Source organism: Jiangella asiatica, from assembly GCF_004349065.1.
GTDB lineage: Bacteria > Actinomycetota > Actinomycetes > Jiangellales > Jiangellaceae > Jiangella > Jiangella asiatica.
In genome coordinates this window covers 112,889-137,423 of the sequence record NZ_SMKZ01000006.1, presented here as the reverse complement: position 1 = coordinate 137,423, position 24,535 = coordinate 112,889, and the positions used below count along the sequence as shown (strand labels likewise).

Annotated in this window: 23 protein-coding genes; 13 read left to right on the top strand and 10 right to left on the bottom strand. The window is 71.6% G+C overall.

What is annotated here, in order from left to right:
• Positions 1 to 19: 19 nt before the first annotated feature.
• From E1269_RS06725 to E1269_RS06705, 5 genes are all read right to left on the bottom strand, one after another.
• On the bottom strand, positions 20 to 721 hold the full coding sequence (locus E1269_RS06725; RefSeq protein ID WP_131892669.1) for an alpha/beta fold hydrolase: 702 nt from the start codon (positions 719 to 721) through the stop codon (positions 20 to 22).
• Positions 722 to 1,001: 280 nt separating this feature from the next.
• Positions 1,002 to 2,033 (bottom strand): PHP domain-containing protein, encoded by a 1,032-nt coding sequence (locus E1269_RS06720; RefSeq protein ID WP_131892667.1) that lies wholly within the window; start codon positions 2,031 to 2,033, stop codon positions 1,002 to 1,004.
• Between the two features lie 25 nt (positions 2,034 to 2,058).
• On the bottom strand, positions 2,059 to 2,943 hold the full coding sequence (locus tag E1269_RS06715; RefSeq protein WP_131892665.1) for an arginase family protein: 885 nt from the start codon (positions 2,941 to 2,943) through the stop codon (positions 2,059 to 2,061).
• Positions 2,943 to 3,644: a VOC family protein gene (locus E1269_RS06710; RefSeq protein ID WP_131892663.1), complete on the bottom strand. Its 702-nt coding sequence runs from the start codon at positions 3,642 to 3,644 to the stop codon at positions 2,943 to 2,945. Before E1269_RS06710 ends, E1269_RS06715 begins: the two co-directional genes overlap by 1 nt.
• Before the next feature lie 10 nt (positions 3,645 to 3,654).
• Positions 3,655 to 4,917 (bottom strand): MFS transporter, encoded by a 1,263-nt coding sequence (locus E1269_RS06705; RefSeq protein WP_131892661.1) that lies wholly within the window; start codon positions 4,915 to 4,917, stop codon positions 3,655 to 3,657.
• Positions 4,918 to 5,009: 92 nt separating this feature from the next.
• Here E1269_RS06705 and E1269_RS06700 point away from each other — a divergent pair, with 92 nt between their 5' ends.
• From E1269_RS06700 to E1269_RS06665, 8 genes are all read left to right on the top strand, one after another.
• Complete coding sequence (locus E1269_RS06700; RefSeq protein ID WP_131892659.1) at positions 5,010 to 5,570, top strand: CGNR zinc finger domain-containing protein; 561 nt, start codon at positions 5,010 to 5,012, stop codon at positions 5,568 to 5,570.
• A 145-nt stretch (positions 5,571 to 5,715) separates the two neighbouring features.
• Positions 5,716 to 6,468, top strand: coding sequence for a DUF4190 domain-containing protein (locus E1269_RS06695; protein ID WP_131892657.1), 753 nt, complete (start codon positions 5,716 to 5,718; stop codon positions 6,466 to 6,468).
• Between the two features lie 94 nt (positions 6,469 to 6,562).
• Positions 6,563 to 7,942 (top strand): diaminobutyrate--2-oxoglutarate transaminase family protein, encoded by a 1,380-nt coding sequence (locus tag E1269_RS06690; RefSeq protein ID WP_131892655.1) that lies wholly within the window; start codon positions 6,563 to 6,565, stop codon positions 7,940 to 7,942.
• A complete protein-coding gene (locus tag E1269_RS06685; protein WP_131892653.1) occupies positions 7,939 to 9,411 on the top strand; it encodes a pyridoxal phosphate-dependent decarboxylase family protein in 1,473 nt (490 codons plus the stop codon). Before E1269_RS06690 ends, E1269_RS06685 begins: the two co-directional genes overlap by 4 nt.
• Positions 9,408 to 11,195: an IucA/IucC family protein gene (locus E1269_RS06680; RefSeq protein WP_131892651.1), complete on the top strand. Its 1,788-nt coding sequence runs from the start codon at positions 9,408 to 9,410 to the stop codon at positions 11,193 to 11,195. Before E1269_RS06685 ends, E1269_RS06680 begins: the two co-directional genes overlap by 4 nt.
• Positions 11,192 to 13,168 (top strand): GNAT family N-acetyltransferase, encoded by a 1,977-nt coding sequence (locus E1269_RS06675; protein WP_131892649.1) that lies wholly within the window; start codon positions 11,192 to 11,194, stop codon positions 13,166 to 13,168. Before E1269_RS06680 ends, E1269_RS06675 begins: the two co-directional genes overlap by 4 nt.
• Positions 13,161 to 14,966 carry an IucA/IucC family protein gene (locus E1269_RS06670; RefSeq protein WP_131892647.1) on the top strand — a complete coding sequence of 602 codons (1,806 nt, stop codon included), beginning with the start codon at positions 13,161 to 13,163 and terminating at the stop codon, positions 14,964 to 14,966. The genes E1269_RS06675 and E1269_RS06670 overlap by 8 nt, the downstream gene beginning before the upstream one ends.
• 66 nt (positions 14,967 to 15,032) lie before the next feature.
• Positions 15,033 to 15,719, top strand: a complete 687-nt coding sequence (locus tag E1269_RS06665) for an NUDIX hydrolase (protein WP_131892645.1) — start codon at positions 15,033 to 15,035, stop codon at positions 15,717 to 15,719.
• Between the two features lie 66 nt (positions 15,720 to 15,785).
• Here E1269_RS06665 and E1269_RS06660 read toward each other — a convergent pair whose 3' ends face one another.
• Both E1269_RS06660 and E1269_RS06655 read right to left on the bottom strand, forming a co-directional pair.
• On the bottom strand, positions 15,786 to 16,967 hold the full coding sequence (locus E1269_RS06660) for an RNA polymerase sigma factor (protein ID WP_131892643.1): 1,182 nt from the start codon (positions 16,965 to 16,967) through the stop codon (positions 15,786 to 15,788).
• Positions 16,968 to 16,969: 2 nt separating this feature from the next.
• Complete coding sequence (locus tag E1269_RS06655) at positions 16,970 to 17,308, bottom strand: YciI family protein (RefSeq protein WP_131892641.1); 339 nt, start codon at positions 17,306 to 17,308, stop codon at positions 16,970 to 16,972.
• A gap of 219 nt (positions 17,309 to 17,527) precedes the next feature.
• Here E1269_RS06655 and E1269_RS06650 point away from each other — a divergent pair, with 219 nt between their 5' ends.
• The 3 genes from E1269_RS06650 to E1269_RS06640 all read left to right on the top strand — a co-directional run bounded on the left by E1269_RS06650 (position 17,528) and on the right by E1269_RS06640 (position 18,491).
• A complete protein-coding gene (locus E1269_RS06650; RefSeq protein WP_131892639.1) occupies positions 17,528 to 17,773 on the top strand; it encodes a type II toxin-antitoxin system Phd/YefM family antitoxin in 246 nt (81 codons plus the stop codon).
• Entirely contained in the window at positions 17,706 to 18,143 is a 438-nt protein-coding gene (locus E1269_RS06645) for a type II toxin-antitoxin system VapC family toxin (RefSeq protein ID WP_338033557.1), read from the top strand. Before E1269_RS06650 ends, E1269_RS06645 begins: the two co-directional genes overlap by 68 nt.
• 90 nt (positions 18,144 to 18,233) lie before the next feature.
• Positions 18,234 to 18,491: an SWIM zinc finger family protein gene (locus E1269_RS06640; RefSeq protein ID WP_131892635.1), complete on the top strand. Its 258-nt coding sequence runs from the start codon at positions 18,234 to 18,236 to the stop codon at positions 18,489 to 18,491.
• Between the two features lie 829 nt (positions 18,492 to 19,320).
• Here E1269_RS06640 and E1269_RS06635 read toward each other — a convergent pair.
• Both E1269_RS06635 and E1269_RS06630 read right to left on the bottom strand, forming a co-directional pair.
• A complete protein-coding gene (locus E1269_RS06635) occupies positions 19,321 to 19,914 on the bottom strand; it encodes a GNAT family N-acetyltransferase (RefSeq protein WP_131892633.1) in 594 nt (197 codons plus the stop codon).
• A 50-nt stretch (positions 19,915 to 19,964) separates the two neighbouring features.
• Entirely contained in the window at positions 19,965 to 20,969 is a 1,005-nt protein-coding gene (locus tag E1269_RS06630; protein WP_131892631.1) for a winged helix-turn-helix domain-containing protein, read from the bottom strand.
• A gap of 59 nt (positions 20,970 to 21,028) precedes the next feature.
• On the opposite strand from E1269_RS06630, the gene E1269_RS06625 reads away from it, so the two are divergent.
• Positions 21,029 to 22,231, top strand: coding sequence for an MFS transporter (locus E1269_RS06625; RefSeq protein ID WP_131892629.1), 1,203 nt, complete (start codon positions 21,029 to 21,031; stop codon positions 22,229 to 22,231).
• Between the two features lie 25 nt (positions 22,232 to 22,256).
• Complete coding sequence (locus E1269_RS06620) at positions 22,257 to 22,814, top strand: dihydrofolate reductase family protein (protein ID WP_131892627.1); 558 nt, start codon at positions 22,257 to 22,259, stop codon at positions 22,812 to 22,814.
• 755 nt (positions 22,815 to 23,569) lie between these two features.
• Here the strand turns inward: E1269_RS06620 and E1269_RS06615 are convergent.
• Positions 23,570 to 24,307: a phosphotransferase family protein gene (locus E1269_RS06615; protein WP_131892735.1), complete on the bottom strand. Its 738-nt coding sequence runs from the start codon at positions 24,305 to 24,307 to the stop codon at positions 23,570 to 23,572.
• Positions 24,308 to 24,535: the final 228 nt, after the last annotated feature.

The window sequence follows — 24,535 nt, the reverse complement described above, 5'->3', positions numbered from 1 at the left end:
TCCGCCGTGCCGCGCCGCGTCACGTGCGGTCGACGGCGTCGAGGATGACGTCGGCCAGCTCACCGGGCTTGGTGAACTGCGGCCAGTGGCCGGTGGGCAGGTCGATGTACTCCGCGTCGCGCAGTGCCGCGACCTCGGTGGTGTCCGGGTCCTTCTGGGCGATCCACTCGCGCAGCTCGTCGCCGGTGAACTCACACGCGATGATCGTCGCCGGTATGTCGTAGCGCCGCTCGTCGGTGAGCACCTGAGGGTCGTAGGCGACCGCCGCGGGCTGAGGCACGGCGGCGGCACGGAACGCCTCGCGCAGGCCGTCGTCCAGGTCACGGAGGTCCTCGGCGGGGAACTCCGACCAGTCCGGCAGCGGGATCTCACCGTCGACCACGCGCAGCCCGTTGTTGATCGCCTCGCCAACGGCGAGCGGCACGGCGTCGACGTGCACCACGCGCACGACGCGATCCGGCCGGGCGTCGGCCGCCGCATGTGCGATGGCGCTGCCGCCGGAGTGCCCGACCAGCACGACCGGTCCGTCGGCCCCGTCGACCGCCGCGATCGCGGCCTCGACGTGGTCGCGGAGCTGGATGCCACCGCGGTCGGTGCCGACCGACTCCAGCCCGGGCAACGTGAGCGCCTGGACCCGGTGGCCCGCCTTCTCCAGCACCGGCGCGACCTCGCTCCACGACGAGCCGTCCAGCCAGAAGCCGGGGATCAGGATGATGTCCATCCGCAGAAGGTACGCGTCACTACGACATTCCGGCACCGACACGCCTCAAAACGGGCCTGACGGACGCCCGTCGGCACGCCACCCCTCGCCCCGAAATGATCACGTTCAGCACGAAATCTCGTGTCGCACCATGCTCGCAAGCCTGGTGACGCACGGGCAATCCTGCTGAACGTGATCATTTCGGAGGCAGCAAGAGGCGGCACGCGGCAGCAAGAGGCGGCACGAGGAGGCAGGAGGAGGCAGGAGGCGGGAGCGTGGGACCTACGATGCGGGGCCAAGGTCACGACGAGCGGAGGGTCCATGCGAGCAGGTCGTCGACCTCCCAGGTGTTGACGATGCGCTCCATCGGAACCCCGCACGCGGCCGCCCGCTCGCACCCGTAGGGCTGCCACTCCAGCTGACCCGGCGCGTGGGCGTCGGTGTCCAGTGCGAACGAGCAGCCCGCCTCGACCGCCAGCCGCAGCAAGCGCTTCGGCGGGTCCAGCCGCTCCGGCCGCGAGTTGATCTCGACCGCGACGCCGAACCGCGCGCAGGCGGCGAAGACGATCTCCGGCTCGAAGGTGGACTCCGGCCGGGTGCCGCGGCCGCCGGTGATGAGCCTGCCCGTGCAGTGTCCGAGGATGTCGACGTGCGGGTTGGCGATGGCGGTCACCATGCGCGGGGTCATCTCGTCCGCGGGCATCCGCAGCTTGGAGTGCACGCTGGCCACGACGACGTCGAGCCGCGCCAGCAGCTCGTCGGACTGGTCCAGGGAGCCGTCCTCGTTGATGTCGACCTCGATGCCGGTGAGCACCCGGATACCGTCGGAGCGCTCGTTGAGCTCGGCCACGACGTCCAGCTGGCGGCGCAGCCGGTCCGGCGACAGCCCGTTGGCGACGGTGAGCCGCGGCGAGTGGTCGGTCAGTGCGACGTAGTCGTGGCCGAGCGCGGCGGCGGCCTGCACCATCTCCGGGATCGGGCTGCCGCCGTCGGACCAGTCCGAATGCATGTGGAGGTCGCCGCGCAGGGCCGCCTGGATCTCGGTGCCGCCCTCGGCCACGGGCTGCCCGCCGGTGGCCTCCAGCCGGCGCAGGTACACCGGGACCTCGCCGGCCAGCGCCTCCGTGATGACCTCGGCGGTGACCTTGCCGATGCCGCGCAGCTCGGTGAGGGTGCCGGCGGCGGCCCGCTCGGTCAGCTCCGGGACGCCGGCGGCGGCCGCCGCGGCCGCCGCGGTGCGGAACGCCCGCACCCGGTAGGTCGGCTCCCGCGCCCGCTCCAGCAGGTACGCGATGCGTCGCAGGGTCGCGGCGGGGTCGGGGCCGGCGTTCACCGTCACAGTGTCCCCGTCCGGGTGGTCATCGAGCCAGCGCGCCGGCGAGGGCTTCGGCCAGCCGGCGCGCCGTCGACCCGTCCGGCTCGCCGTGGTCGGGGTTGAACTCGGTGAGGGTCATCCCGGCGAACCCGGGATGGCGGACCATGACCGCCACCGCCGTCATGACCTGATCGAGGGTGAGCCCGTGGTACTGCGGAACGTCGGCGGCCGGCAGGTCGAAGAAGTTCACGACGTCGACGTCGAGGTGCACGACGAACCGCTCGGTGACCGAGGTCAGCGCGGACAGCGCCAGCGCTGCCGACCCGGCAGGGTCCGGCGCCACCGACGGTGCCGGAAACCGCCAGCTCGGGACCCGGCCGTGGATGTCCTCCTCGTCGTCGGCGTAGCCGAAGAAGCAGACGTGGTCGGGCGTGAGGAGCGGGCGGCGCGGCCCGAACGCGGCCAGCTCCGGCGCGCTGCCAGGCAGGTCGAGCATGTGCGCCAACCCCATGCCGTCGGTGATCGGCTCGTTCGGGTGGTCGACCGGATTCATGAGGTCCTGGCCGCCGTCGACGTACATCAGGCCGACGTTCTGGCCGGCCTCGACCAGGGCGCTGACCAGCGCGATGGTGACCGTGCACTCGCCGCCGACGACCAGCGGGCGGTACCCGGCGGCCAGCACGTCACCGATGGCGGCTCGGGCGTCGGTGAGGACGTCGATGACGGCGCTGAGGTTGTGCGGCGCCCGCTCGGTGGGGTGCGCCGACCACCGCCGCACCGGGCGGTCGCCGTGGTCGACGACCTCGAGGCCGGCACCGCGCAGCAGGTCGGACAGCCCGGCGGCCCGCAGCGCGGCCGGCGCCTGCTCCTGACCGGGCCAGTGGGCGGCAACGCTGGACGGGACGCCGAGCAGACCTACAGTGGCCATCAGTCCCGTCCCTGCCACGTGCAGATGCACGCTTCGTTGCCCTCGGGATCGGCCAGCACCCAGAACGCCGGCGCTTCGGCGTCGTAGACGAGGCGGCCACCGGCTTCGAGCGCCGCGGCCATCCGGTGCTCGGCCTCGTCGTGTGGGACGGTCACGTCGAGATGGATGCGGTTGCGCTGTGGCCGGGGCGCGTCCATCTGCTGGAACCAGACGGCCGGGCCCTGCCCGCGCGGGTCGATCAGGGGATCCTTGGGACCGGTGTGGCCAGGCTCGTCGGCGTAGCCGAGGACGGCCTTCCAGAACGGGCGGACCGACGGGATGTCGAGCGCGTCGATGCCGAGCTCGATGGACTGCGCGACGCGGACCGGGTCGCCCAGCGCGGCGTCGGGCCGGTGGCCGTCCGCGAGCAGCGCCGTCGTGATGCGGCCGACCGTCCGCACGTCGTCCATGGTGACGTCGGCGAGCACCGGATCCTGCACCTCGAGCAGGACGTGGTCGGTACGCAAATGCAGCGACAGGCTCGCCGACCCGCCGCCGGCAGCGGCCACCGCCAGTGCCGCGACCCGCGCGGCCTGCTCGGCGGAGTGGACGGCGACCCGCGTGTGCAGGCGGGCGAGCAAGTAGCGCCAGCCCAAGTGCTCGACCGCCGCCGATGCCTCCGGGCGGCTCAACGCGCGGCCTGCGTCATGCTCATCGCCCATACCAGCATCTTCACACGCGGCTCCGACAGTCCGGCCCCGCTTCGACCGGATCGATCGCCGCGGACAGGTCGGTGCGCAGCGCGAAAGGCACGAAGACGGCCAGTATCAGCACCGCGAGCGCCGTCGCTGCGACGAACACCGTCCGCACGTCCCACAGCTCCGCGCCCACGCCGGCCAGCGCGGCGCCGACCGGCAGCACGCCCCAGCTGATCATCCGCGACGCGGCGTAGATGCGGCCGAGGAGGTCCGGCGGCGACAGGTTCTGCCGGATGGTGGCCACCAGCACCCGCCAGATGCTCGAGCCGGCACCGGCGACGACGGCGCCGGCCGCCACCGCCCAGGCCCCCGCGCCCAGCGCCACCGGCGCGACCAGGAGCATCGTCCCGACAGTGTCGGCGATCAACAGCCGGGTCACGCCGAACCGGCCGCGCAATGGCTCGACGACCACCGACGCGACCAGCCCGCCGACCGCCATCGCGGTGAGCATCAGCCCGTACTGCGCGGCGCTCAGCCCGAGCGGACCGGGGCTGACCGCGTACACCACCAGCAGCGCCGTCGCGGCCGCCCACACGACGTTCATGGCGGCCGTGAACAGCGTCAGCGTCCGCACCACCGGCTGCCGCCACAGGTAGCGGAACCCGGCGGCCACCCCTGCTGTGCGCGCGCCGGCGCCGTCGAGCTGCTCACCGGCAGAGGGGCGCGACCGGCGCAGTGTCATAGCGGCGATCCCGGCCAGCGTCAGCACGTACAGGGCGGCCGACGCGCCGGTGGCCAGCGCCAGCGTCACCCCGGCCAGCAGCCCGGCCAGCGGCGGGCCGGCGAGCTGGTTGGTGACGTTGACGGTGGCCTCGATCCGGGCGTTGGCGCGGTTGCGCTGATCCCGGCCGACGACCATCGGGACGGCCGTGGTCAGTGCGGTGTCGACCAGCGTCTCGGCCACGCCGAGCAGGATCGCCGCGGCCAACAGGAGGGGCAGGGACAGCACGTCGACCAGGTAGGCGCCGGTCACGCCGCCCAGCACGAGCGCTCGGCCCAGGTTGACCGACGCGAGCAGGGCCCGGCGATCGGAATGGTCGACGATCCAGCCCGCATGCAGCCCGAACACCGGCCAGGCCAGGGTCAGCGCGGCGGTGATCGCGGCAACCCCACCGGCTGAGGCGTCGACGGCGATGGCCAGCAGCGGCAGCACGAACAGCGCCATGCCGTCGGCCAGGTTGGCCGTGCCGGTCCCGAACCACAGCCCAGCGAACGAGCGACCCAGCGACCTAGCCACGCCTCTTTACCTTTCAAAAAGTTTTGATCAGTCAAGTCGGGATCAGCCTATCCAACCTGTCAAGAAAGTTTGATCGGTGAGATACTGGAAGAGTGACCGAGATCGAGCTGGTCGGCAACGCGCTGTGCCTGGACTTCGCCAACACCGTCAACACCCGCCCGGCGACACGGCGCGACTGGCTCGCCACGCCTGAGCAGGCGCTGGCCTGGGCGCGCGCCGCCGGCCACCCGATCGACGATCGCGCCGGACTGGACCGGGCCCTCCCGCGAGGCCGCGAGCTGCGCGAGACGGTGTTCCGGGTGTTCTCGCCGCTCGCGGGCGGCGACCAGCCCACGCGGGGCGACCTCGACGCCGTCGTCACCAGCCATGCCGAGGGGGTCCGGCACGGGCGGCTCGACGACGACGGCGACAGGTTCCGGCTGACCTGGGGTGCGCCCCGCACGGCACAGGTGCTGCTCTGGGAAGTCGCCGCGTCCGCCGTCGACCTGCTGACCCGTGGGCCGCTGGACCGATTGGGCGAGTGCCCGTCATGCGGCTGGCTGTTCCTGGACACCAGCAGGAACCATCGGCGCCGCTGGTGCAGCATGGCCACCTGCGGCAGCCGCGACAAGGCGCGCCGGTACTACGTCACGCACACCTCGCCGACCGCCTGACGGTCGTCGCCCGGGGCCATCACCAGGCGTACCCGCGCTTCACTAGGCATGCAAGCATGGTGCGACACGTGTTTTCGTGCTGAACGTGATCATTTCGGACTCTCGATCGGCAGCATGTGTCCGGCCCACGCGGTACTTTCCAGCCATGTCCGATCACGGGGCGAATCCGTACGCCCAGCCACCGGAGACGCCCCATCAGCGGCTGCCGCCCTATCCAGAGCCGCGGCCCTACACCCCCGGGCCGTACAATCCGTGGGTCGACCAGGACGAGCCGCCGCGCCATCGGGGCACCAACGGCTTCGCGATCGCATCCCTGGTGTTCGGCCTGGTCGGCGGCATCCCGCTGGCGTTCATCTTCGGCATCATCGCGCTCGGACAGATCGCGGAGCGGAAGCAGGACGGCCGCGCGCTGGCCATCGGCGGGCTGATCGGTGCCGGTGTGTGGACGACGGGCCTCGTCATCGCCGCGGCGCTCGGGTCGTTCTCCGAGCCCGATCGCGACGACTCCGGCCAGATCACGGAGGAGGGCACGGTGTCGACGTTCGACATCGAGATCGGCGACTGCCTCAACGGTTTGCTCGAGACCGAGGACGAGAGCAGCGTCGCCTCGCTGCCCGCCGTCCCGTGCTCGCAGCCGCACGAAGGCGAGGTCTACGCGAGGTTCGACCTGGCCGAGGGCGACTATCCGGGCCTGGACGCGATCGTGGTGGAGGCCGACCGGCGGTGCGCCGAGGCCCTGATGACGTACTCACCGACCGCGTACAGCGACCCCACCATCAGCCTCTTCTACCTGTACCCGCAGGAGCCTGGCTGGCCGCGCGACCGCGAGGTCGTCTGCATCGCCTATGACCTGGATGGCGCCCTGACCGGGACCATCGCGGAACAGCCGGCGACGTGACGGGGTCCTGACGGAGCGAACTTGCAGTCTGAGTTAGGTTAGGCAAACCTAGTTGACTGACTGCAGATCATTCTCCGTGAAAGGACCGCGGCCCGTGGCGTACCCCGAGGGTGTCAAGCTCGCCGAACCACCACCTACCGAAACCGCCGAGACCCACGACGAGCTGCTCGAACGGCAACGCCTGCGGGAGTCTTCCGCCCGTTCCTACCCTCGCCGACTGCCCGTCGCGCTGGTCGATGCGCGCGGCTGCACGGTCCGCGACCGGCAGGGCAACGCGTACCTCGACTGCCTGGCCGGAGCGGGCGCGCTGGCCCTCGGCCACCACCACCCAGTCGTGGTCCAGGCGATCCGCGACGCGCTGGACGCGGGCGCGCCGCTGTCGACGCTGGACCTTCCGACGCCGATACGCGACCGCTTCGTCACGCAGCTGTTCGACGTGCTGCCGGAGCACCTGCGCGACGGGCGCATCCTGTTCTGCGGGCCGAGCGGCGCCGACGCCGTCGAGGCCGCGATCAAGTTGGCCCGCACCGCCACCGGCCGGTCCGGGGTGCTCGCGTTCGGCGGCGCCTACCACGGCATGACCCAGGGCACACTGGCGCTGACCGGCCGGCGCTCGGTGAAGGAGCCGCTCGGCTCGTTGCTGCCCGACGTGCACCACCTGCCGTTCCCGACGATGTACCGCTCGCCGTTCGGCCTGGAGGACGCCCGGGGCGCGGCCGCCAGGCTGGTCGAGTGGGCGCTGACCGACGATCTCAGCGGTATCCCCGCGCCGGCCGCCGTCATCGCCGAGCCGGTGCAGGGCGAGGGCGGCGTGCACCCGATGCCGGCAGCGTTCGCCGACGCCGTCCGCCGGGCCACCCGGGCAGCGGAGGCGGTGCTGATCGCCGACGAGGTCCAGACCGGCCTCGGCCGCACCGGCGAGCTGTGGGCCAGCCAGGCCGTCGACATGGAGCCGGACGTCCTGGTGCTGTCCAAGGCGATCGGCGGCGGGCTGCCGCTGGCGGTCATCGTCCACCGGGGCACGCTGGACGGCTGGCAGCCGGGTGCGCACGCCGGGACGTTCCGCGGCTCCACCCTGGCGCTGGCCGCGGGCGCGGCGACCATCAAGGAAGTGGTCAGCGCCGGCCTGGTCGAGCACGCCCGCGACGTGGGCCGGCGCCTCACCGATGGGCTGCTGGCGGTGGCGGCCGGCGATCCGCGGGTCGGGGACGTCCGCGGTCGCGGTCTCATGACCGGCGCCGAGCTGGTCGACCCGAGTGTCGTCGACGCCGACGGGGTCCCGGTGCCGGACGGCTGGCTGGCCGGCCGGATCCAGCGCGAGATGCTGCGGCGCGGAGTCATCGTCGAGGTCGGCGGTACCCATGACGCCGTCGTGCGGTTCCTGCCGCCGCTGGTCATCACCGCGGCCGAGGTCGACCGGGTGGTCGACGCGTTCGGCGCGGCGCTGCGAGCGAGCCGGGACGAGCCGCGGTGACCGGACCGGACACCCCGCTGTTCCTCGACGGCAGCACCGCCTCGCACGACGCCTTGCGGGCGGCGGTCGCGGCGGTCCTCGAGGCGCTGACCAGCACTGACCACCGCGCACCGTTCCCGTCGCAGAGCCCGGCGCAGCTGCGAGAGCTGGCAACCGGCATCGAACCGCTCCCCGACGACGCCGAGGAGCTGGGCGACGTGCTCGCCGACGTCGAGGACCGGATCCTGGCCAACGGGGCGCGCGTCACCGACCCGTCGTGCGCGGCCCACCTGCACCCGCCGACGCTGCTGACCGCGACCGCCACCGAGCTTGCCGTCGCGGCCACCAACCAGTCCATGGACTCCTTCGACCAGGCACCGGCCGCCACCTACCTCGAGGATCGCCTGGTGAGCCGACTGGCCGCGCTGGCTGGTCTCCCGGCGACGGCGTCCGGCGTGCTCACGGCGGGCGGGACGGCCTCGAACCTGCTCGGGCTGCTGCTCGCGCGGGACCACGCGGGCGGCGGGGCGAACGTTGACGGGCTGCCGCCCGCGGCCGCCAGGTGGCGCATCCTCGCGTCGATGGCCGCGCACGTCAGCGTCCGGCAGGCCGCCGCCGTGCTCGGCCTCGGCCGCGACGCCGTCATCGCCGTGGCCACCGACGACGCCGGCCGGATGGACGTCGCCGCGCTGGACCGTTGCCTGGACGGGCTGCGGCAGACCGGGGCCGTGCCGATCGCCGTCGTCGGCACCGCGGGCACCACGGACACCGGCGCGATCGACCCGCTGGACGCGCTCGCCGACCGTGCCGCTGCCGCCGGCGCGTGGTTCCACGTGGACGCCGCTGTCGGGTCGGCGCTGCTGCTCAGCGACCGGCTGCGGCCGCGGCTGGCCGGTCTGGAGCGGGCCGACTCCGTCACCGCCGACCTGCACAAGCTGTGGTGGCAGCCGATCGGCGCCAGCGCGCTGCTGGTCCGCGACGGCGAAACGCTGGGCAGCGTGCGCGAGCCGGCCGACTACCTCAACCGGACCGACGACGGCGACGTGCTCAACCTGGTCGACCGGTCGCTGGACACCTCGCGCCGCTTCGACGCGCTGAAGATCGTCGTCTCGCTGCGGGCCACCGGGCGGCGGCGGCTGGCGGAGCTGGTGGAGCACCTGGTCGACCTGACCGCGGCCGTGGGCGCCGCCGTGGGCGGGCGGGCCGAGCTCGAGCTGCTGGCGCCGCCCCAGACGGTGATGGTGCTCTTCCGCTGCCGGCCCGCCGGGCTGGACGACGCGCTCCTCGACGGGGTCAACGTCGACGTCCAGCGACGGCTCCTCGCCTCCGGCCGGGCCGTCGTCGGCCGGACCCGGCACCGCGGCCGGGTGGCGCTGAAGCTCACCCTCACCAACCCGCTGACCACCCTCGCCGACGTCGCGACGCTGCTGGACACCGTCGTCGCCACCGCCGTGGACGTCGCTCGCACCACGAAGGAGCGGGCCGCATGACCGACTTCCTCGACCCCGCGACCGCGACGCGGGCGCCTCGACAGGCCGCCGACGACGCCGGAGCGCACGCCCTGCTGGCGTGCTGGCTGCGCGAGCTGCCGGGCTGGGGGCTGGAGACGCTCGACGACCGGCCGGTCGTCGTCGTGCCGCTGCCGGGCTGGAACGGCCGGCTGCTGGTCCGCGTCCGGCGGGTGTCCGCGACGTTCCGGCACCAGCTGGAGCTGCCGGCGCTGATCCAGCTCGGCGACGCCGCGCCGAGGCCGATCTCGCTCGCGCCGCTGGCGGTGCTGCTGGCAGACGCACTCGACGACGTGCCCGGACGCGGCGACGCCCTGCTCAGCCGGGTGCTCGACAGCGCCGCGGCCGTCGCCGACCACCTGACCCGGCGGGCCGCGGACATCGACCGGCTCTGGTCGGCCGCGCCGCTGCCGTTCGGCGAGTCCGAGCAGGCACTGCTGCTGGGCCACCTGGTGCACCCGACGCCGAAGAGCCGCGGCGAGATGAGTGCCGTCGAACGGCTGCGTTACTCCCCCGAGCCCGGCGGCCGGTTCCCGCTGCGCTGGCTGGCCGTCGCGGCCGACCTCGTCCGTCACGCCAGTGCCCTGGAGACGCCGGCGCCGCGGCTGGCCGAGGCCCTGTTGCGCGACGACCCCGCGGTGGACCCGGCCGCCCTCGACGCGACGCTGAAGGCCGTCGGCGACGACCGGGTGCTGCTGCCGGCGCACCCCTACGAGGCGGACCGGCTGGCCGCCGCGCCGGAGACCGCCGGCCTGTTCGCCAGCGGCGACGTCGTCGACCTCGGCCCGTGGGGGTCGCCGTACCTGCCGACCACGTCGGTGCGGACGGTGTATCGGGCGGCGGCACCGTGGCAGCTGAAGTTCTCGCTGCACGTGCGGGTGACGAACTCGATGCGGGTGACGCTGCCGAAGGAGCTGGACCGCGCCGTGGAGTCCGCCCGGCTGGCCCGGACGGTCGTCGGGCAATGGACCGCGGCGGCCGCGCCGGATCTCGTCCTCGTCCAGGACCCCGCCTACCTGACCGTCGCCCGCGGCGACGAGGTGCTGAACGGCTTCTCGGTGCTGCTGCGGTCGAACCGATGGGGGGTCGACGGGCCGCCCGACGTCACCGCGCTGACCACGCTGTGCCAGGACCATCCGTACGGCGGGCACAGCCGGCTGGCCGCGCTCGTCGCGGCGATCGCGGACCGGTCCGGGCGGGCCGAGCACGAGGTGGCCCGCGAGTGGTTCGGCCGCTTCTGCGACGTGGTCGTCCGGTCCCTGGTCCGGCTCTATCTCGAGGTCGGGCTGTGCTTCGAGGCGCATCAGCAGAACACCCTGGTGGAGCTGGAAGACGGCTGGCCGGTGCGCGGGGTGTACCGCGACAGTCAGGGCTACTTCCACCGCGAGGCCGCGCACGGTGACCTGGTCGCCGTCGTCCCCGGGCTGGGTGAGGCCACCGAGTCGCTCTTCCCGGAGGCGCTGGCCGACGAGCGGCTGGTCTACTACCTGTTCGTCAACCTCACGCTCGGGGTGGTGAACGCGCTCGGTCCGTGCGTCGACGAGACCGCCCTGCTGTCCGACCTTCGCCGGGTGCTGACGACGGAGCGGTCGTGCGGCGGCCGGTACCCGGCCACGCTGCTGGACCGGCTGCTCGACGACGATCGCTGGCCGTGCAAAGCGAACCTGCTGACCCGGGCGAACGACATGGACGAGCTGGTCGGCGACATCTCCACCCAGTCGGTCTATGTGACGCTGCCGAACCCGCTGCTCGGGGTGGCGTCGTGACGGCCGCGTGGTCGGTGACGCCGCCGGGCGCCTCCGTCGAGCTGACGTTCCGGCCGGTGCGGCCCGACGCCGACGCCGAGCTCGTCCACGACTGGATGAACCGCGAGCACGTCGTCCCGTGGTGGCAGCTGGGCCGGCCGCTCCGGCGGATCCGTGACTACCTGGCCGGGCTCACCCACCTCAGCCCGTGGCTGGTCTCGGCCGACGGCGTCCCGTTCGGCTACGTGGAGACGTACGTCGTGACCGACGACCCGCTGGCGTCGGCGTACCCCGCCCGCGACGACGACGTCGGGTTCCACCTGTTGGTCGGGCCGCCGTCGATGCTCGGGACCGGGGTGCCGCGACTGATGGGACGCGCGGTGCTGGCCTGGCTGCTCAACCGCGGCGACCGCGCCGTCTGCGAGCCGGACGTGCGCAACAGCCGGATGCTCGCCTACTGCGACCGTCTGGGGCTGCGGTCGCTGGGAGAGGTCGATCTGCCGGACAAGCGGGCGGCGCTGCTGGCCTGCACGCGCGAGCAGTTCGACGCGCGCTGGCCGGACGATCGCGCCGCCCTCGGCCCCGCACCCAGTGTTGATCGTGGAGTGATCGGGCCATCAATCGGACATTCCACCCCGCAGTTGCCCGCTTACTCCACGATCAGCGCGAGGGCGGGTCGCTCGTACGAGTACGACGTCGTCGGGGTCGGGCTGGGGCCGTTCAACCTCGGCCTGGCCGCGCTGCTGTCGCCGGTCCCCGAGGTCGACGCGGTGTTCTTCGAAGCCGCGCCCCGCTTCGCCTGGCACCCCGGGCTGATGCTGCCCGGCACCACGCTGCAGGTGCCGTTCCTCGCCGACCTCGTGACGCTCGCCGACCCGACCAGCAGGTGGTCGTTCCTCAACTACCTGCACGAGCGCGGCCGGCTGTACCGCTTCTACTTCTACGAGCGGTTCCACGTGCCGCGCGCGGAGTTCGACGCCTACGCGCGCTGGGTGGCCGAATCGCTGCCGTCGTGCCGGTTCGGGTCGCTGGTGGAGTCGGTGACGCCGGCGGCCGGCGGCGGCTGGCTGGTGCGGGTGCGCTTCGCCGACGGCGCCGTCGACGAGCACCGCGCCAGGTCGGTGGTGTTCGGCGTGGGCAGCCGCCCGTCGGTCCCCGCCGTGGCGCGCGAGGTGGTCGGCGACGCCGTCTTCCACACCGAGGACTACCTGACCTACCGGGAGAAGGCGGTGACGGCGGGTGCCGTCACCGTCGTCGGGTCGGGGCAGAGCGCCGGCGAGGTCGTGGCCGACCTGCTGGAGACCGGGCTGCCGGGTGGGCTGACGGTGGACTGGTTCACCCGGTCGCGCGGGTTCTTGCCGATGGAGTACTCCAAGCTCGGGCTCGAGCACTTCACGCCCGAGTACACGGAGTACTTCCGCGCCCTGCCGCCAGCGGTGCGCGACGAGGTCCGGTCCGGCCAGGACCTGCTCTACAAGGGCCTCTCGGCCGAGACCAGCGAGCGCATCTACGACCTGCTCTACGAGGCGACGGTCGACCGTGACGACCCGCCGGTGACCTACGCCGGCGGCTGCGAGCTGCGCGGCATCTCGCCGTCCCCGGAGCCGGGCCGGCGCTGGCGGCTCACGTGGCACCACCGCGACCAGGACCGGACGTTCACCCGCGACACCGACGTGATCGTGCTCGGGACGGGCCACGAGCCGGCGCCGCTGCCGGTACCGCCTGGCCTGCTGACATGCGACGAGCATGGGCGGCCGCTGGTGTCGGCGGACTACCGGCTGGAGCTGGCCTCCGGCGCCCCGTCCACGCTGTTCGCACAGAACGCCGAGCTGCACACCCACGGCGTCGGCGCGCCCGACCTCGGCCTCGGCGCGCACCGCAACTCCGTCATCGTCAACGCGCTGACCGGCCGTGAGGTCTACCCCGTCCGGCCACGCACCGTGTACCAGCGCTTCGGCGCCGACCAGCTGCTCGAGGAGAAGCCGCATGAGTGACAGTCCGATCCTGGCCGCCCTCACCCCGCAGCACTGGGACCGGGCCAACCGCGAGCTCATCGCCAAGATGATCACCGAGTTCTGGTACGAGGAGATCATCACCCCAGCGGTCACCGTGGACGGAGCGCTGCGGCTCGCGCTGCCCGGCGGGCTGCTGACCGGGCGGGCGGTCCGCCGTGCTCTGGGCTGGTGGCGGGTGGACCCGTCGTCGCTCGCGTTCGACGGCACCGGTGGTGACAATGGCGAGGACGGCGACGGTGCGAGTGGCCTGCCGGACGCCGTCGACGTCTTCACCCGGCTGCTCGGCGACGCCGACCCGTCCACCGTCGCCGGCTCGGTGTCGGAGCTGTCGTCGACGCTGCTGTCCGACGCGCGGCAGCTGGCGCAGGCGCGGCCGGCCACGGAGCTGGTCGACCTGGAGCCGGTCCTGGTCGAGAGCCAGCTGACCGGGCACCCGTGGATCGTCGCCAGCAAGGGCCGGGTCGGCTTCTCGGTGAGCGACCTGGAGGCGTACCCGCCGGAAGCCGGGCGCGACGTCCAGCTGCTCTGGCTGGCCGCCGCGCCAGACCTGGCGGACGTGGCCACCGTGCCCGGGCTCGACCACCACACCGTCGTGCGCGAACAGGTCGGGCCCGCGGGCTGGGAGCAGGTGCGCGCCCGGGCCCGGCTGGGCGGCCTCGACCCGGACACCTGTGTCTACCTGCCGGTGCACCCCTGGCAGTGGACGCACCGGATCGTGCCGCTGCACGCGTCGGCGCTGGCCGACGGGTCGCTGGTGTTCCTCGGTGAAGGGTCGGCCCGGTACCGGCCACAGCTGGCCATCCGCACCATGACCGACATCGACGACCCGACCCGCCGGTACCTGAAGCTGCCGGTCTCGATCCTCAACACCTCGGTCTACCGCGGGCTGCCGCGAGAGCGGACGCTGGCGGCACCCGCGCTGACGTCGTGGCTGGCCTCGGTTGTCGACGGGGACGACTTCCTGCGCGAGACCGGGGTGATCCTGCTCGGCGAGGTGGCAGGGGTCAGCGTCACGCACCCGGCGTACGCGTCGCTGCCAGGTGTTCCGTACCAGTACACGGAGCTGCTCGGTGCCATCTGGCGCGAGCCGGTCCAGCCGTACCTGGCGCCCGGCGAGCAGGCCGTGTCGCTGGCCGCGCTGCTCCACGTCGACCCGTGGGGCGGGTCATTCGCCGAGGCGCTGGTCGCGCGGAGTGGCCTCACCGCGGCCGAATGGGTGGCGCGCCTGCACGGCGCGATCCTCCCGCCGCTGCTGCACGTGCTGTACCGCTACGGCGCGATGTTCTCCCCCCACGGGCAGAACTGCATGATCGTGCACCGGTCCGGCGTGCCGGTCCGGCTGGTCGTCAAGGACTTCGTCGACGACCTGGCCATCTGCTCGGAGCTGATTCCGGAGCACGCGGGCCTGACCCCGGCCGTTCGCGCCGCCCTGTCCGACGTCACGTTGGACGGCAAGACGCTGCGCAAGTACCTGCAGAACGGCCTGCTGATCTGCGTGTACCGCTACCTCGCGGAGATCGCCGCGGACCGGCTGGGTGTGCCGGAGTCGTCGTTCTGGGGGTCGGCGCGGGCGGTGCTTTCGGCGTACCGGTCGCGGTTCGCCGGACAGCTGGGCGACCGGTTCGAGATGTTCGACCTCGAGACGCCGACGTTCCCCAAGCTGTGCCTCAACCGGCTGCGACTGTTCGACCGCGGCTATGCCGACGACGCCGAGCGGCCCGTCGTCTCCGCAGTCGGCAGCGTCGCGAACCCGCTCGCCCCCGAGTTCCCCGGGTGAGCCACCGTCGACCCTCGACTCCTATCATCTGGCTCGAATGCCGCGACGGAGTGAGGAAGCGACGACATGGGCTGGAGCGACCGGATCCGGCGCGGCGGCACGTCCGACGGGGAGTCCGAGGCGGCGGAGTACGACGCGCCGACGGAGGCGGAGGCCGGCGTCGACGAGGTGCCGGCGTGGCTGCGCACCGCGCTGCGTCGTGACGTCACCGGCCCGAGAACCGTCATGTCCGCGATCGCCGCCGATGGAGAGCCCGTCGCCGCCAGGGCGAACGGCCAGGACTGGGTCGTGGCATGGCACCCGCCGCCGGAGCCTCCGGCCGGACGGCGCCACGGCGCGGAGGGCATCTGCGTGACCCCGGACGGTCAGATCGTCCTCATCAGCCGCGACGGCGACCGCTGGGAGCTACCGGCCGGCAGGCCCGACGGCGACGAGACCTGGGAGGAGACACTGCGGCGCGAGGTCCTCGAGGAAGCCTGCGCGACCGTCGTCCGGGCCAGGCTGCTCGGATTCACCCGCGGGGTGTGCGTCGCGGGACACGAGCAGGGCCTGGTCCTCGTCCGTTCGATGTGGCGCGCCGACGTCGAGCTGGCACGTTGGGACCCGCGGTTCGAGATCTCCCATCGCCGCGTCGTCCCAGCTGCCCGTCTGAGCGCCGAGGTACGCCTCGCCACCCTGCCGTTCGCCCCGATCGTCCGGCGCATGATCCACGAGGCGTCCGTCATCCAGCCGCCGGGGCAGCAGAAGCCATAAGGATTGAACCGCCCCAGGCGCCATCGTCGCCGGCGCCTGACAGTCGCGTCGATCGGCAGGCGGGAATCAGATTTCTTCCAGCCGGCGGGTGAGGAAGCGCCGTTCCGGCGTGCTGGTGGCCAGCTCCAGCGCCCGACGGTACGCCGTACGGGCGTCGTCGTCGCGGCCCAGCCGGTGCAGCAGCTCGCCGCGGGTGGAGTGCAAGTACAGGTAACCGTCCAGCTCCGGGTCCAGCGCATCCACGGTGCGCAACGCGGCGGCGGGGTCACCGGCCTGCGCCATCGCGGCGGCGTGGTTGAGCCGGACCACCGGTGATCCGGTCAGCTCGACCAGCCGCCGGTACAGGCCCGCCACCCGGGCCCAGTCGACCCGCTCCCTGGTCTGCAGCGACGCGATCGCCGCCTGGACGACGTAGGGGCCGCGACCGCCCAGCGCGACCGCCCGCTCCAACACCGCCTGTCCGGCCGCCAGCTGCGGCGCGTCCCACAACGACCGGTCCTGGTCCTCGAGCAGCACCAGATCCTCACCGGCGAACCGGGCCCGCCGCCGCGCGTCGTGGATCATCATCAGCGCGAGCAGCCCGTGCGTCTCCGGCTCGTCGGGCATCAACCCGGACAGGACCCGGCCCAGCCGGATGGCTTCGGCGCCAAGGTCGCCCCGGCCCGCGTAGCCCTCGTTGTAGATCAGATAGACCACGGCCAGAACCGCGTCCAGGCGGTCCGGCAGCCGATGCGCGTCGGGGACGGCGAATGGGATACCGGTCGCCTTGATCTTCGCCTTGGCGCGGGACAGGCGCCGCTTCATCGTCTCCTCCGACACCAGGAACGCCCGCGCGATCTCGGCGGTGGCCAACCCACCCAACGCCCGCAACGTCAGCGCCACCTGCCCCTCCAACGGCAACGCCGGGTGACAACAGGTGAAGATCAGCTCGAGTCGCTCGTCCTTGATCACGGTCTCGTCCAGCTCGATGTCGTCGAACTCGTCCATGGTGGCCGCCTCGGGAACCGGCAGCAGCCGGATCTTCTGCGCCAGGGTGCGCTCGCGGCGGATCCGGTCGATAGCCCGGTTACGGGCCGTGCGCACCAGCCACGCCCCCGGGTTGTCCGGCAGCCCCGACTCCGGCCACTGCTGTGCCGCGATCGTGAACGCCTCCTGCGCAGCTTCCTCGGCCCGGTCGAAGTCGCCGAGGAACCCGACCAGCGAGGCCAGCACCCGGCCCCACTCGTTCCGGAAGACCTCCTCCAACATCCTCAGCGCCGCACCACCGGCCGCACTTCCACCACCCCACCGAACCGGGCCGCCGGGATGCGCGCCGCCATCTCCAGCGCCTCGTCCAGATCCGCCGCCTCCACCACGGCGAACCCACCCAAGACCTCCTTGGTGTCCGCGAACGGCCCATCAGTCACCAACGTCCGCCCACCGGTCACCCGCACGCACGTCGCCGTCTCCACCGGCTGCAACCGCGCCCCGCCGACGCGTCGAGGGTCGTCGGCCAACGCGAGAAACTCCGCCTGGACCGCCTCTCGCTCGGCCTCGGACAGCCCTGCCTCCATGCCGGGCTCGGCGTAGAACATCAGCGCGTACTGCATCGCAGCCTCCGGGCGGTGGACTCTCACCTACACGACGAACGAGCAGCGGCGCGTGGGACAGCGGCCGCGCCACGAATCTAACCTGTGGTTGTGATCTCGGGCGGCTCGGGCCGTGGCCCTGGCACGACGGACCAGCACTGCTGCCGGTAAATCGGGGAGAATGCTTGACGGGTTCGCCTGTGCGTTGCATGACTAAGTCGGACTAAGTACACTCAAGCCATGGGCGTCACGGTCAACATCCATGAGGCGAAGACGCACCTGTCTCGGCTGCTCGAGCAGGTCGCAGCGGGCGAGCGCGTCGTGATTTCGAAGGCGGGAAGGCCAGTAGCCGACCTGATACCCCATCAGCATCGGCCTGTCCGCTTCGGCGGCCTGAAGGGCCAGCTCGACTACGACGATGACTCGTTCACCGCGCCGGACCCGGACATTCAGCACCTCTTCTACGGCGACGATGCTTCTTCTTGACAGCCAGGCCGCGCTGTGGGTCCTCGACGACAGCCCCCGCCTCGGACGATCGGCCCGAAAACTGATCAGCGCGGCGACCCTCGTGCACGTGTCCGCCGCTACCGTGTGGGAGCTGACCATCAAGTCGATGCTCGGCAAGCTGCAGCTACCTGACGGCTTCGCCGAGCTGCTGACCGACCAAGGTCTCGTCCTGTTGGACGTCACGGCCGAGCACGCCGAAGCGATCCGAGACTTCCCGGAGATCGCTCGCCATGATCCGTTCGACCGACTCCTGGTCGCCCAGGCGGCGCGAGCGAATCTGCGGCTGCTGACCGCCGACAGAATCCTGCTCGCACTCGGCCAGGAGTTCATCGTCGACGCCACGGAGTAGCAGGCGCAGCTCCGCCGCGCGCAACGCCATATGCGCGACACACCTGAACCGGCGTGGTCATCGATGACCGATGCACGACGATAGGTCGTCATGGCCACGCCCTCGCTTCTAGCGGACGCTGTCCGTCGTCGCGCCGACCCGGGTGCCTACGAACGCGACCGACACTACGCCTCGACCGGCTTGGTGCGTCGCCTCGACATCAACGGCAACACCGTTCGGGTTACGGTCGACGGGACCTACCCGTATCGGGTCATGCTCGAGATCAGTGGCACGGAGATCACCGGCGAGAGCACCTGCCCGTACGGTTGCCGACGGCGTCTTCTGCAAGCACTGTCGCAACGGCCCTGACCTGGCTTCGGTCCGTAGGCGAGACAGGACATGCGGCAGCTCCGCGGGAGAGCGGCGGAATCGGCGACGACGCGCTGCGAGCGTTCATTCGACGCCAGGACCGCCTGGCTCGTCGACCAGCTCATGGAGGCGGCACAAGCGTCCCCGCCGCTACATGCGCAACTCGGCCTCGCCGCCGGTGCCGACTCCCGCACCGTGTACGACGACAGTGACCTACGTGATCGGCTGGACCGGGCCATCTCGATCGGCTCATTCGTGGACTACAGCGGCGCGGCTGGCTATTTCCGGAACATCGACGACGTGGTCGACGAGGTCGACGCCGGTGACCAGCTGCCTCAGTGGCGGATCGGGCGCTCTCGGTGCTCAGCGCCCAGCCACGAGCGGCCGATCAGCCCAAGAGGTTCCCGCATGCCGACCCGCCTGGGCACTCCATCCTCGTCGAGGTGCTTCTCTGGGAGGGCGATGTGGACGCGGCATGGGAGGCGGCCCAAGCCGGTGGGTGCGGCAAGTCGCTGTGGCTCACTCTCGCCCGACAACGAGCCCGATCCCACCCTGCGGACGCGATCCCGATCCTCCGACCCGCGGCGGAGCGCCTCATCGAGATGAAGAACCGCTCCGCCTACCGCGAAGCGGCGCGACTGCTTCGCGAGGCACAGGTGCACGCCCAGCGCTGCGGACGGGACCAAGCCACGCACACACAAATCACGACACTACGAACTCTGCACGCCCCGAAGCCCGCGCTGCAGGACGAGCTCAACCGGGCGGGCCTCCCTCGTTGAGCGCGGACCGATGACACGGAGATGAAACAGCCCAGCAGGGCAACTTGCGCCTACTCGTAGGCGAGATACCGGCCTGGCTTGTCGGGTTCCTCGACCTCGAAACGCAACTGGAGGTCGGTGCGTTGGATCAGGTCGACCTGCTGGGCGAACTGTTCGTTGGTGACGATGAGATGAGCCCCGAGACTCCAGTCACGAGCAAGCCATGTCTGAAGAGCGTCGAGCAACACGCGATCGGTCTCCGTTGCCAGTCGAGACTTGCGAACCCAGAAGTAGACCGCAGCTCCGTAGTCGTCCCACCGGCGGTTTCCGACCGGAGTGATGCGCGCCTTGGCGAACATACGCGCATCGGTCGGCATGATGTAGACGCAGCCGAGACACTCCGTGCCAGCCGGGTTCATCACCGTGTAGGTGAACGCCTGGCGGCTCGCGTGCCGTCGCTCGAGCTTCTCCAGGTCTTCCCGGTTGGCGGCCACGGTGAAGTCGTCTTCGGGCCAGCTCGTCTGCTCCCAGGTTCGCAGGTAGTCCCTGCTCTCCATCACTGCCGCGAAGTCCAGCTCGGCATCAGCGGTCACGATCGGCCGGAGTACGAAGTCGTCCGTCGCCAGGCCTTCGGGGACATCGAATTCCAGGTTCTCGAAAGGCACGTCGTCACTCCTGCGCGTCGGTCGACATCCAGGACCCAAGCTAGCGGGCTTCACCTGGCCTCCTCCGCGTGCCCTGGTGCTCCCGCCGCCGCTGGGACGCCGTCGACCTGGACGGTGGCGGCTCGGACCAGGCGGTCGCCGTCGGCCGTGCGGTAGTAGAGGACGGAGCGACCGGCGCGGCGGCGACGTACCAGCTGGGCGTCCAGGAGCACTTTGAGGTGGTCGCCGACGGAGCCGAGGGCGAAGCCGGTCACCGCCACGAGCTGGGTCGTGCTCATCGGGTTGTCGAGCAGGGCCAGCAGCGTTGCGCGAGCCGGGCCGATCAGCCGGCCCAGAGCGCCCGGCGCGGTGCGGCGGCCCTCCGCCAGCAGTCCGGCGCAGGGATAGACGATCGAGTAGCGGTGCGGCCGGCGCCAGCCGACCCAGCCGCGGGCGCCGGTGACGGGGATGAACAGCAGTTGCCCCTGAGTCAGGTCGTGCGGTGGATAGTCGTAGGCGTTGATCCGCAGGCGTCCTTCGCCGAGCCATCTCATGCCGGGTCGCATGTCGTCCAGGGCGGAAGCCCAGCCGCTGGTGCTCAGCCGCCGGGTCCGGGCGATGACGTCCGCCTCGAACGCCCGTGCCCGGCGCTGCCAATCCGGTTCGATCGCCTCGGTCCACACCCAGTCGAGCACGGCGGCGATCCGGTCAGGCAGGTCCGGCACGTCGAGCGCCGGGTCGTCGCCGGCCAGGTCGGCACGCAGGGCGGCGGCCGGCGTCGTACGGATGCGGTGCAGCTCGTCGTCGAACGTGGGCTCGTCGTCGAGCGGTGGCGCGCAGAGGAAGTCGGCCAGCCAGGTGGGGAGAAGCGCGCCCTTCAGGAACGCCCGGCCCACTGAATCGTCGGCCATCCGGGCCCGGAACGCCGCCCGCTGCTGGGCCGGGCGGGCCAGTTGACCGGGGCGGTTGTGCCGCTCCCCGGTCAGGACCCTGATGGCAGCGATGGTCTCGGCCAGCGCCGACACCCGGAACCGGCTGCCGGCCAGGACGTCGGCATCGATCAGCCAGATGCCCACGTTTCGCCTCCGCACGAAACTCTACCGAACTGACGATGGCGCTGGCGAGACTGCCTGTCATGCGCACGTACCGGGAACTGTTCCGCACACCGGAGTTCACCGCGCTGTTCGCCGCGTCGTGCGCGCAGGTCGCCGCGACGACGCTGACGGGACTCGCGCTCGCCACGCTGGTGTACGCCCGCACGGAGTCTCCGCTGCTGTCGGCGCTGAGCATGTTCGGGCCGTCATTCGCCGCGGTGATCGGCGCCACCACGCTGCTCTCGGTGACCGACCGGGTGCCGCCGCGACCGGCGATGACACTGGTCGCCCTCGCGACTGCCGTGGGCTGCCTCGCGCTGGCGGCACCGGGGATGTCGCTGCCGGCGATGTTCGCGGTGATCTTCGCGCTCGGCCTGACGGCGTCGATCGGGTCCGGGGTGCTGTACGGACTCCTCGACGAGATCCTGCCGCCCGACGGGTACGTCCTAGGCCGGTCGGTGCTCAACATGTCGGTCGGCGTGATGCAGGTGACGGGGTTCGCGCTCGGCGGCGCCCTGCTCGCCGTGGTGTCGCCACGGACGGCGCTGGTCGTCGGTGCGGCACTGGCCGTCGGATCGCTCCTCGTCCTCCGCCTGGGCCTGAGCGCCCGACCGCCGCGGACCTCGGGTCGTCCATCCCTCGCGATCACCTGGAGGATCAACCGGGACCTGCTCTCCACGCCAGCACGCCGGGCCGTCTACCTCGCGATGTGGGTGCCCAACGGCCTGGTGGTGGGCTGCGAGGCGCTGTTCGTCCCCTACGCACCGCACGCCGCCGCCGTCCTGTTCGTCGCGGCTGCACTGGGCATGCTGCTCGGCGACCTGGCCGCAGGGCGACTCCTGCCGCCGGCGACACGGCAGCGATACGTCACGCCGCTGCGCTGCGCCCTCGCGGTGCCGTACCTGCTGTTCGTGCTCCCGCTGAACCTTCCCGTCGCCGCCGGCGCGGCCGCCATCGCGTCCGTGGGCTTCATGTCGACACTGCTGCTGCAAGAACGGCTGATCACGCTGACCGGCAAGGACGTGCGCGGTCAGGCGCTGGGGCTGCACGCCTCGGGCATGAAGGCAATGCAGGCGGCCGGCGCGACCCTGGCCGGCCTGATCGCACAGGTCCTTCCGATCGGGACAGCCATGGCGACCATGGCGGCACTGTCGCTCGCCGTCACCGTCGCGCTCACGCCCGGCCTGCGGCTCTCCGATCCCGCCATGGAGGCGGCCGCCGGCCGGCGTCCGCTGGTGCCCTAGCTCCATCGAGAATCAGGAGACAGCCATGCACGATCCCCGACCGCAGAGCGCTGCCGGGAAGGTCCATCTCGCGTTCGTGATGTCGCTGGACGGCTTCGTCGCCGGTCCCGGCCACAGCATGGACTTCATGGAAGGGACCACGGTTCGCGAAGGCCTACATCAGGAGTACATCGGGAGCACCGGCGCGATCCTGGCCGGCCGCGACGGCTACGACAGCGCGATCGGCGACTCGCGGCCCTACGGCGGTGCATGGAACGGACCGATCTTCGTGCTCACCCACCACCCCGAAGACGCCCGCGCTGCCGAGCGCATCACGGTCCTCAGCTGCTCGGTGGTCGAGGCGGTTCGCATCGGTTTGGACGCGGCTCGGGGCAAGAACCTGCAGGTGTTCTCCCCGACGATCGGCCGGCAGCTGCTCCAGGGAGGACTGGTCGACGAGATCGACATCCACATCGCACCCGTCCTGCTCGGCGACGGAATCCGCCTCTACGACGCGCCCGGCGGCGAGATCATCCGCTTGGCACGCGACGGCGACGACCCCACGCTCGCGGCACACCTTCGCTACCGGCCGGTCCCCACCTGACCGGGCTGCTCGCCGAGTCCGAACTATGAAGGGGATGCCGACCCAGGGCCACGGCGGAGACGTGGGGCGAACTGGCGTCGGTCCTGTGCGTGCCCGCCGGTCAGGTGAGGCCCGGAACGGCCGCCATTCCGCACACCCGGCCCGACGACCGGGCGGGCACGGCGCGCGCAGCGCGCCGCTTGATCCTCAATAGCCCAATCCAGCAACGCCGCGGGCCGCGCCAATGTCCTCCGTCGGGTGATGCGCGACGGTCGCCCGCCAGGTGATGTGCGACAGTCGGAAGCGCGCGGATCGGCATGAGCGGACGTTGAGCATCGATACCTGGCGCCTTGCGGGGTCTATTGTGCGGCGTGTGACGGGTGTCGAGATGTTCAGGGTCATGCCGTTCCCCTTCGAGGGCGATCGCTTTCCTGCCCCGCTGGGCGCTGTTGTCCAGAACACACTCTTGCGCGGCGAGCAGCCGGCGCGAGAAGTGATCCACACGCCTGACGGTGAGTGGTGCGTCGCGATGGCGTCGGCGACCCGAACATTCCCGGTGCCGCAAGAGCGACCCACATCTCGCACGCCATTAAGCGGAACAGCTCGATCGCGTCGCTTGCTGACATGCCGCCGGGCCACATCGCTCAACGCCCTGACCCCGGTCACGACTGGGAGATTCGTGTCCTCACCGGCTGGGACGAGTAGGGCCAGTCCCGCTGCGTGCGACAGCTCCGCGCGATCGGCACATCGCGCCGATCGCAGCATGACCGGATGTCTCACATGCGGGATCTCAGTACGTCGAACTCGCAGCCTGGGGAGGATGGGTCGAAGCCGTGCTCGACCAGCCAGCGGGACGCTCCGAGGCTTCGCAACGACCACCATCCGCGGATCACGTCGAGGTCGACGTCGGTGCCGTAGCCGACGAGGAGGTCGTCGAGGCGCTCCTCGTGTCCGAGCGTCAGGATGGCGAGGTCGTACATCGCGTCGCCCTGGTTCGCCTCGGACCAGTCGATCACGCCGGTGAGCTTGTCACCGTCGACGAATACGTGGGTGGTCTGCAGGTCTCCGTGCGTAAACACCGGTGTCCACGGCCGGAGCGCGGCCTCGGCAACCTGGCGGTTGCGCGTGACGAGGTCGCTCGGAAGGGTGCCGCTCGCGATGAGCCACTCGCACTCGGCGTCGAGGTGCGATGCGATCTCGTCGACGCTCCCACCGGACCATGGCGGCAGCGGCGCGTCGTGCAGCATCCGTACGGCGGCACCCGCTGCGGCCCACGCCGCCGGCGACGCAGTCGACGGCTCGCCGAGGCGACCGAGAGCCGTCCCCGGGAGGGCGGCGAGCGCGAGTACGGGCGGCTTTCGCCACAGCACCTCCGGAGTCGGGATCGGCGCCAAAGCCATCGCCTCGACCTCGACGTCGATGTTGGTCTGATCAGCGTCGACCTTCAGGAACACGTCACCGACGCGCAAGGTCGCGCGCTCGCTATGCGCGACGACGACCTCGACCTCATCCACGTCGGCGATTATTGCGGGGATGACCATCAACGTCACCGGAATTATCGCGTGCGACCGCGCGCGGTGACCGCGACCCGCTGCGCGGCGTACTTGGTCCACGTCACCGACCGCTTTCGGGGTCGAGAACCCGCGTCCCTTGGCATCGGAGTACGAATCCCGCTCATAGGCAGGCGACTCAGCCGACTCGCTCACATCGGCAGATCCGTGCGTTGGCCGGCGCTTTCAAGT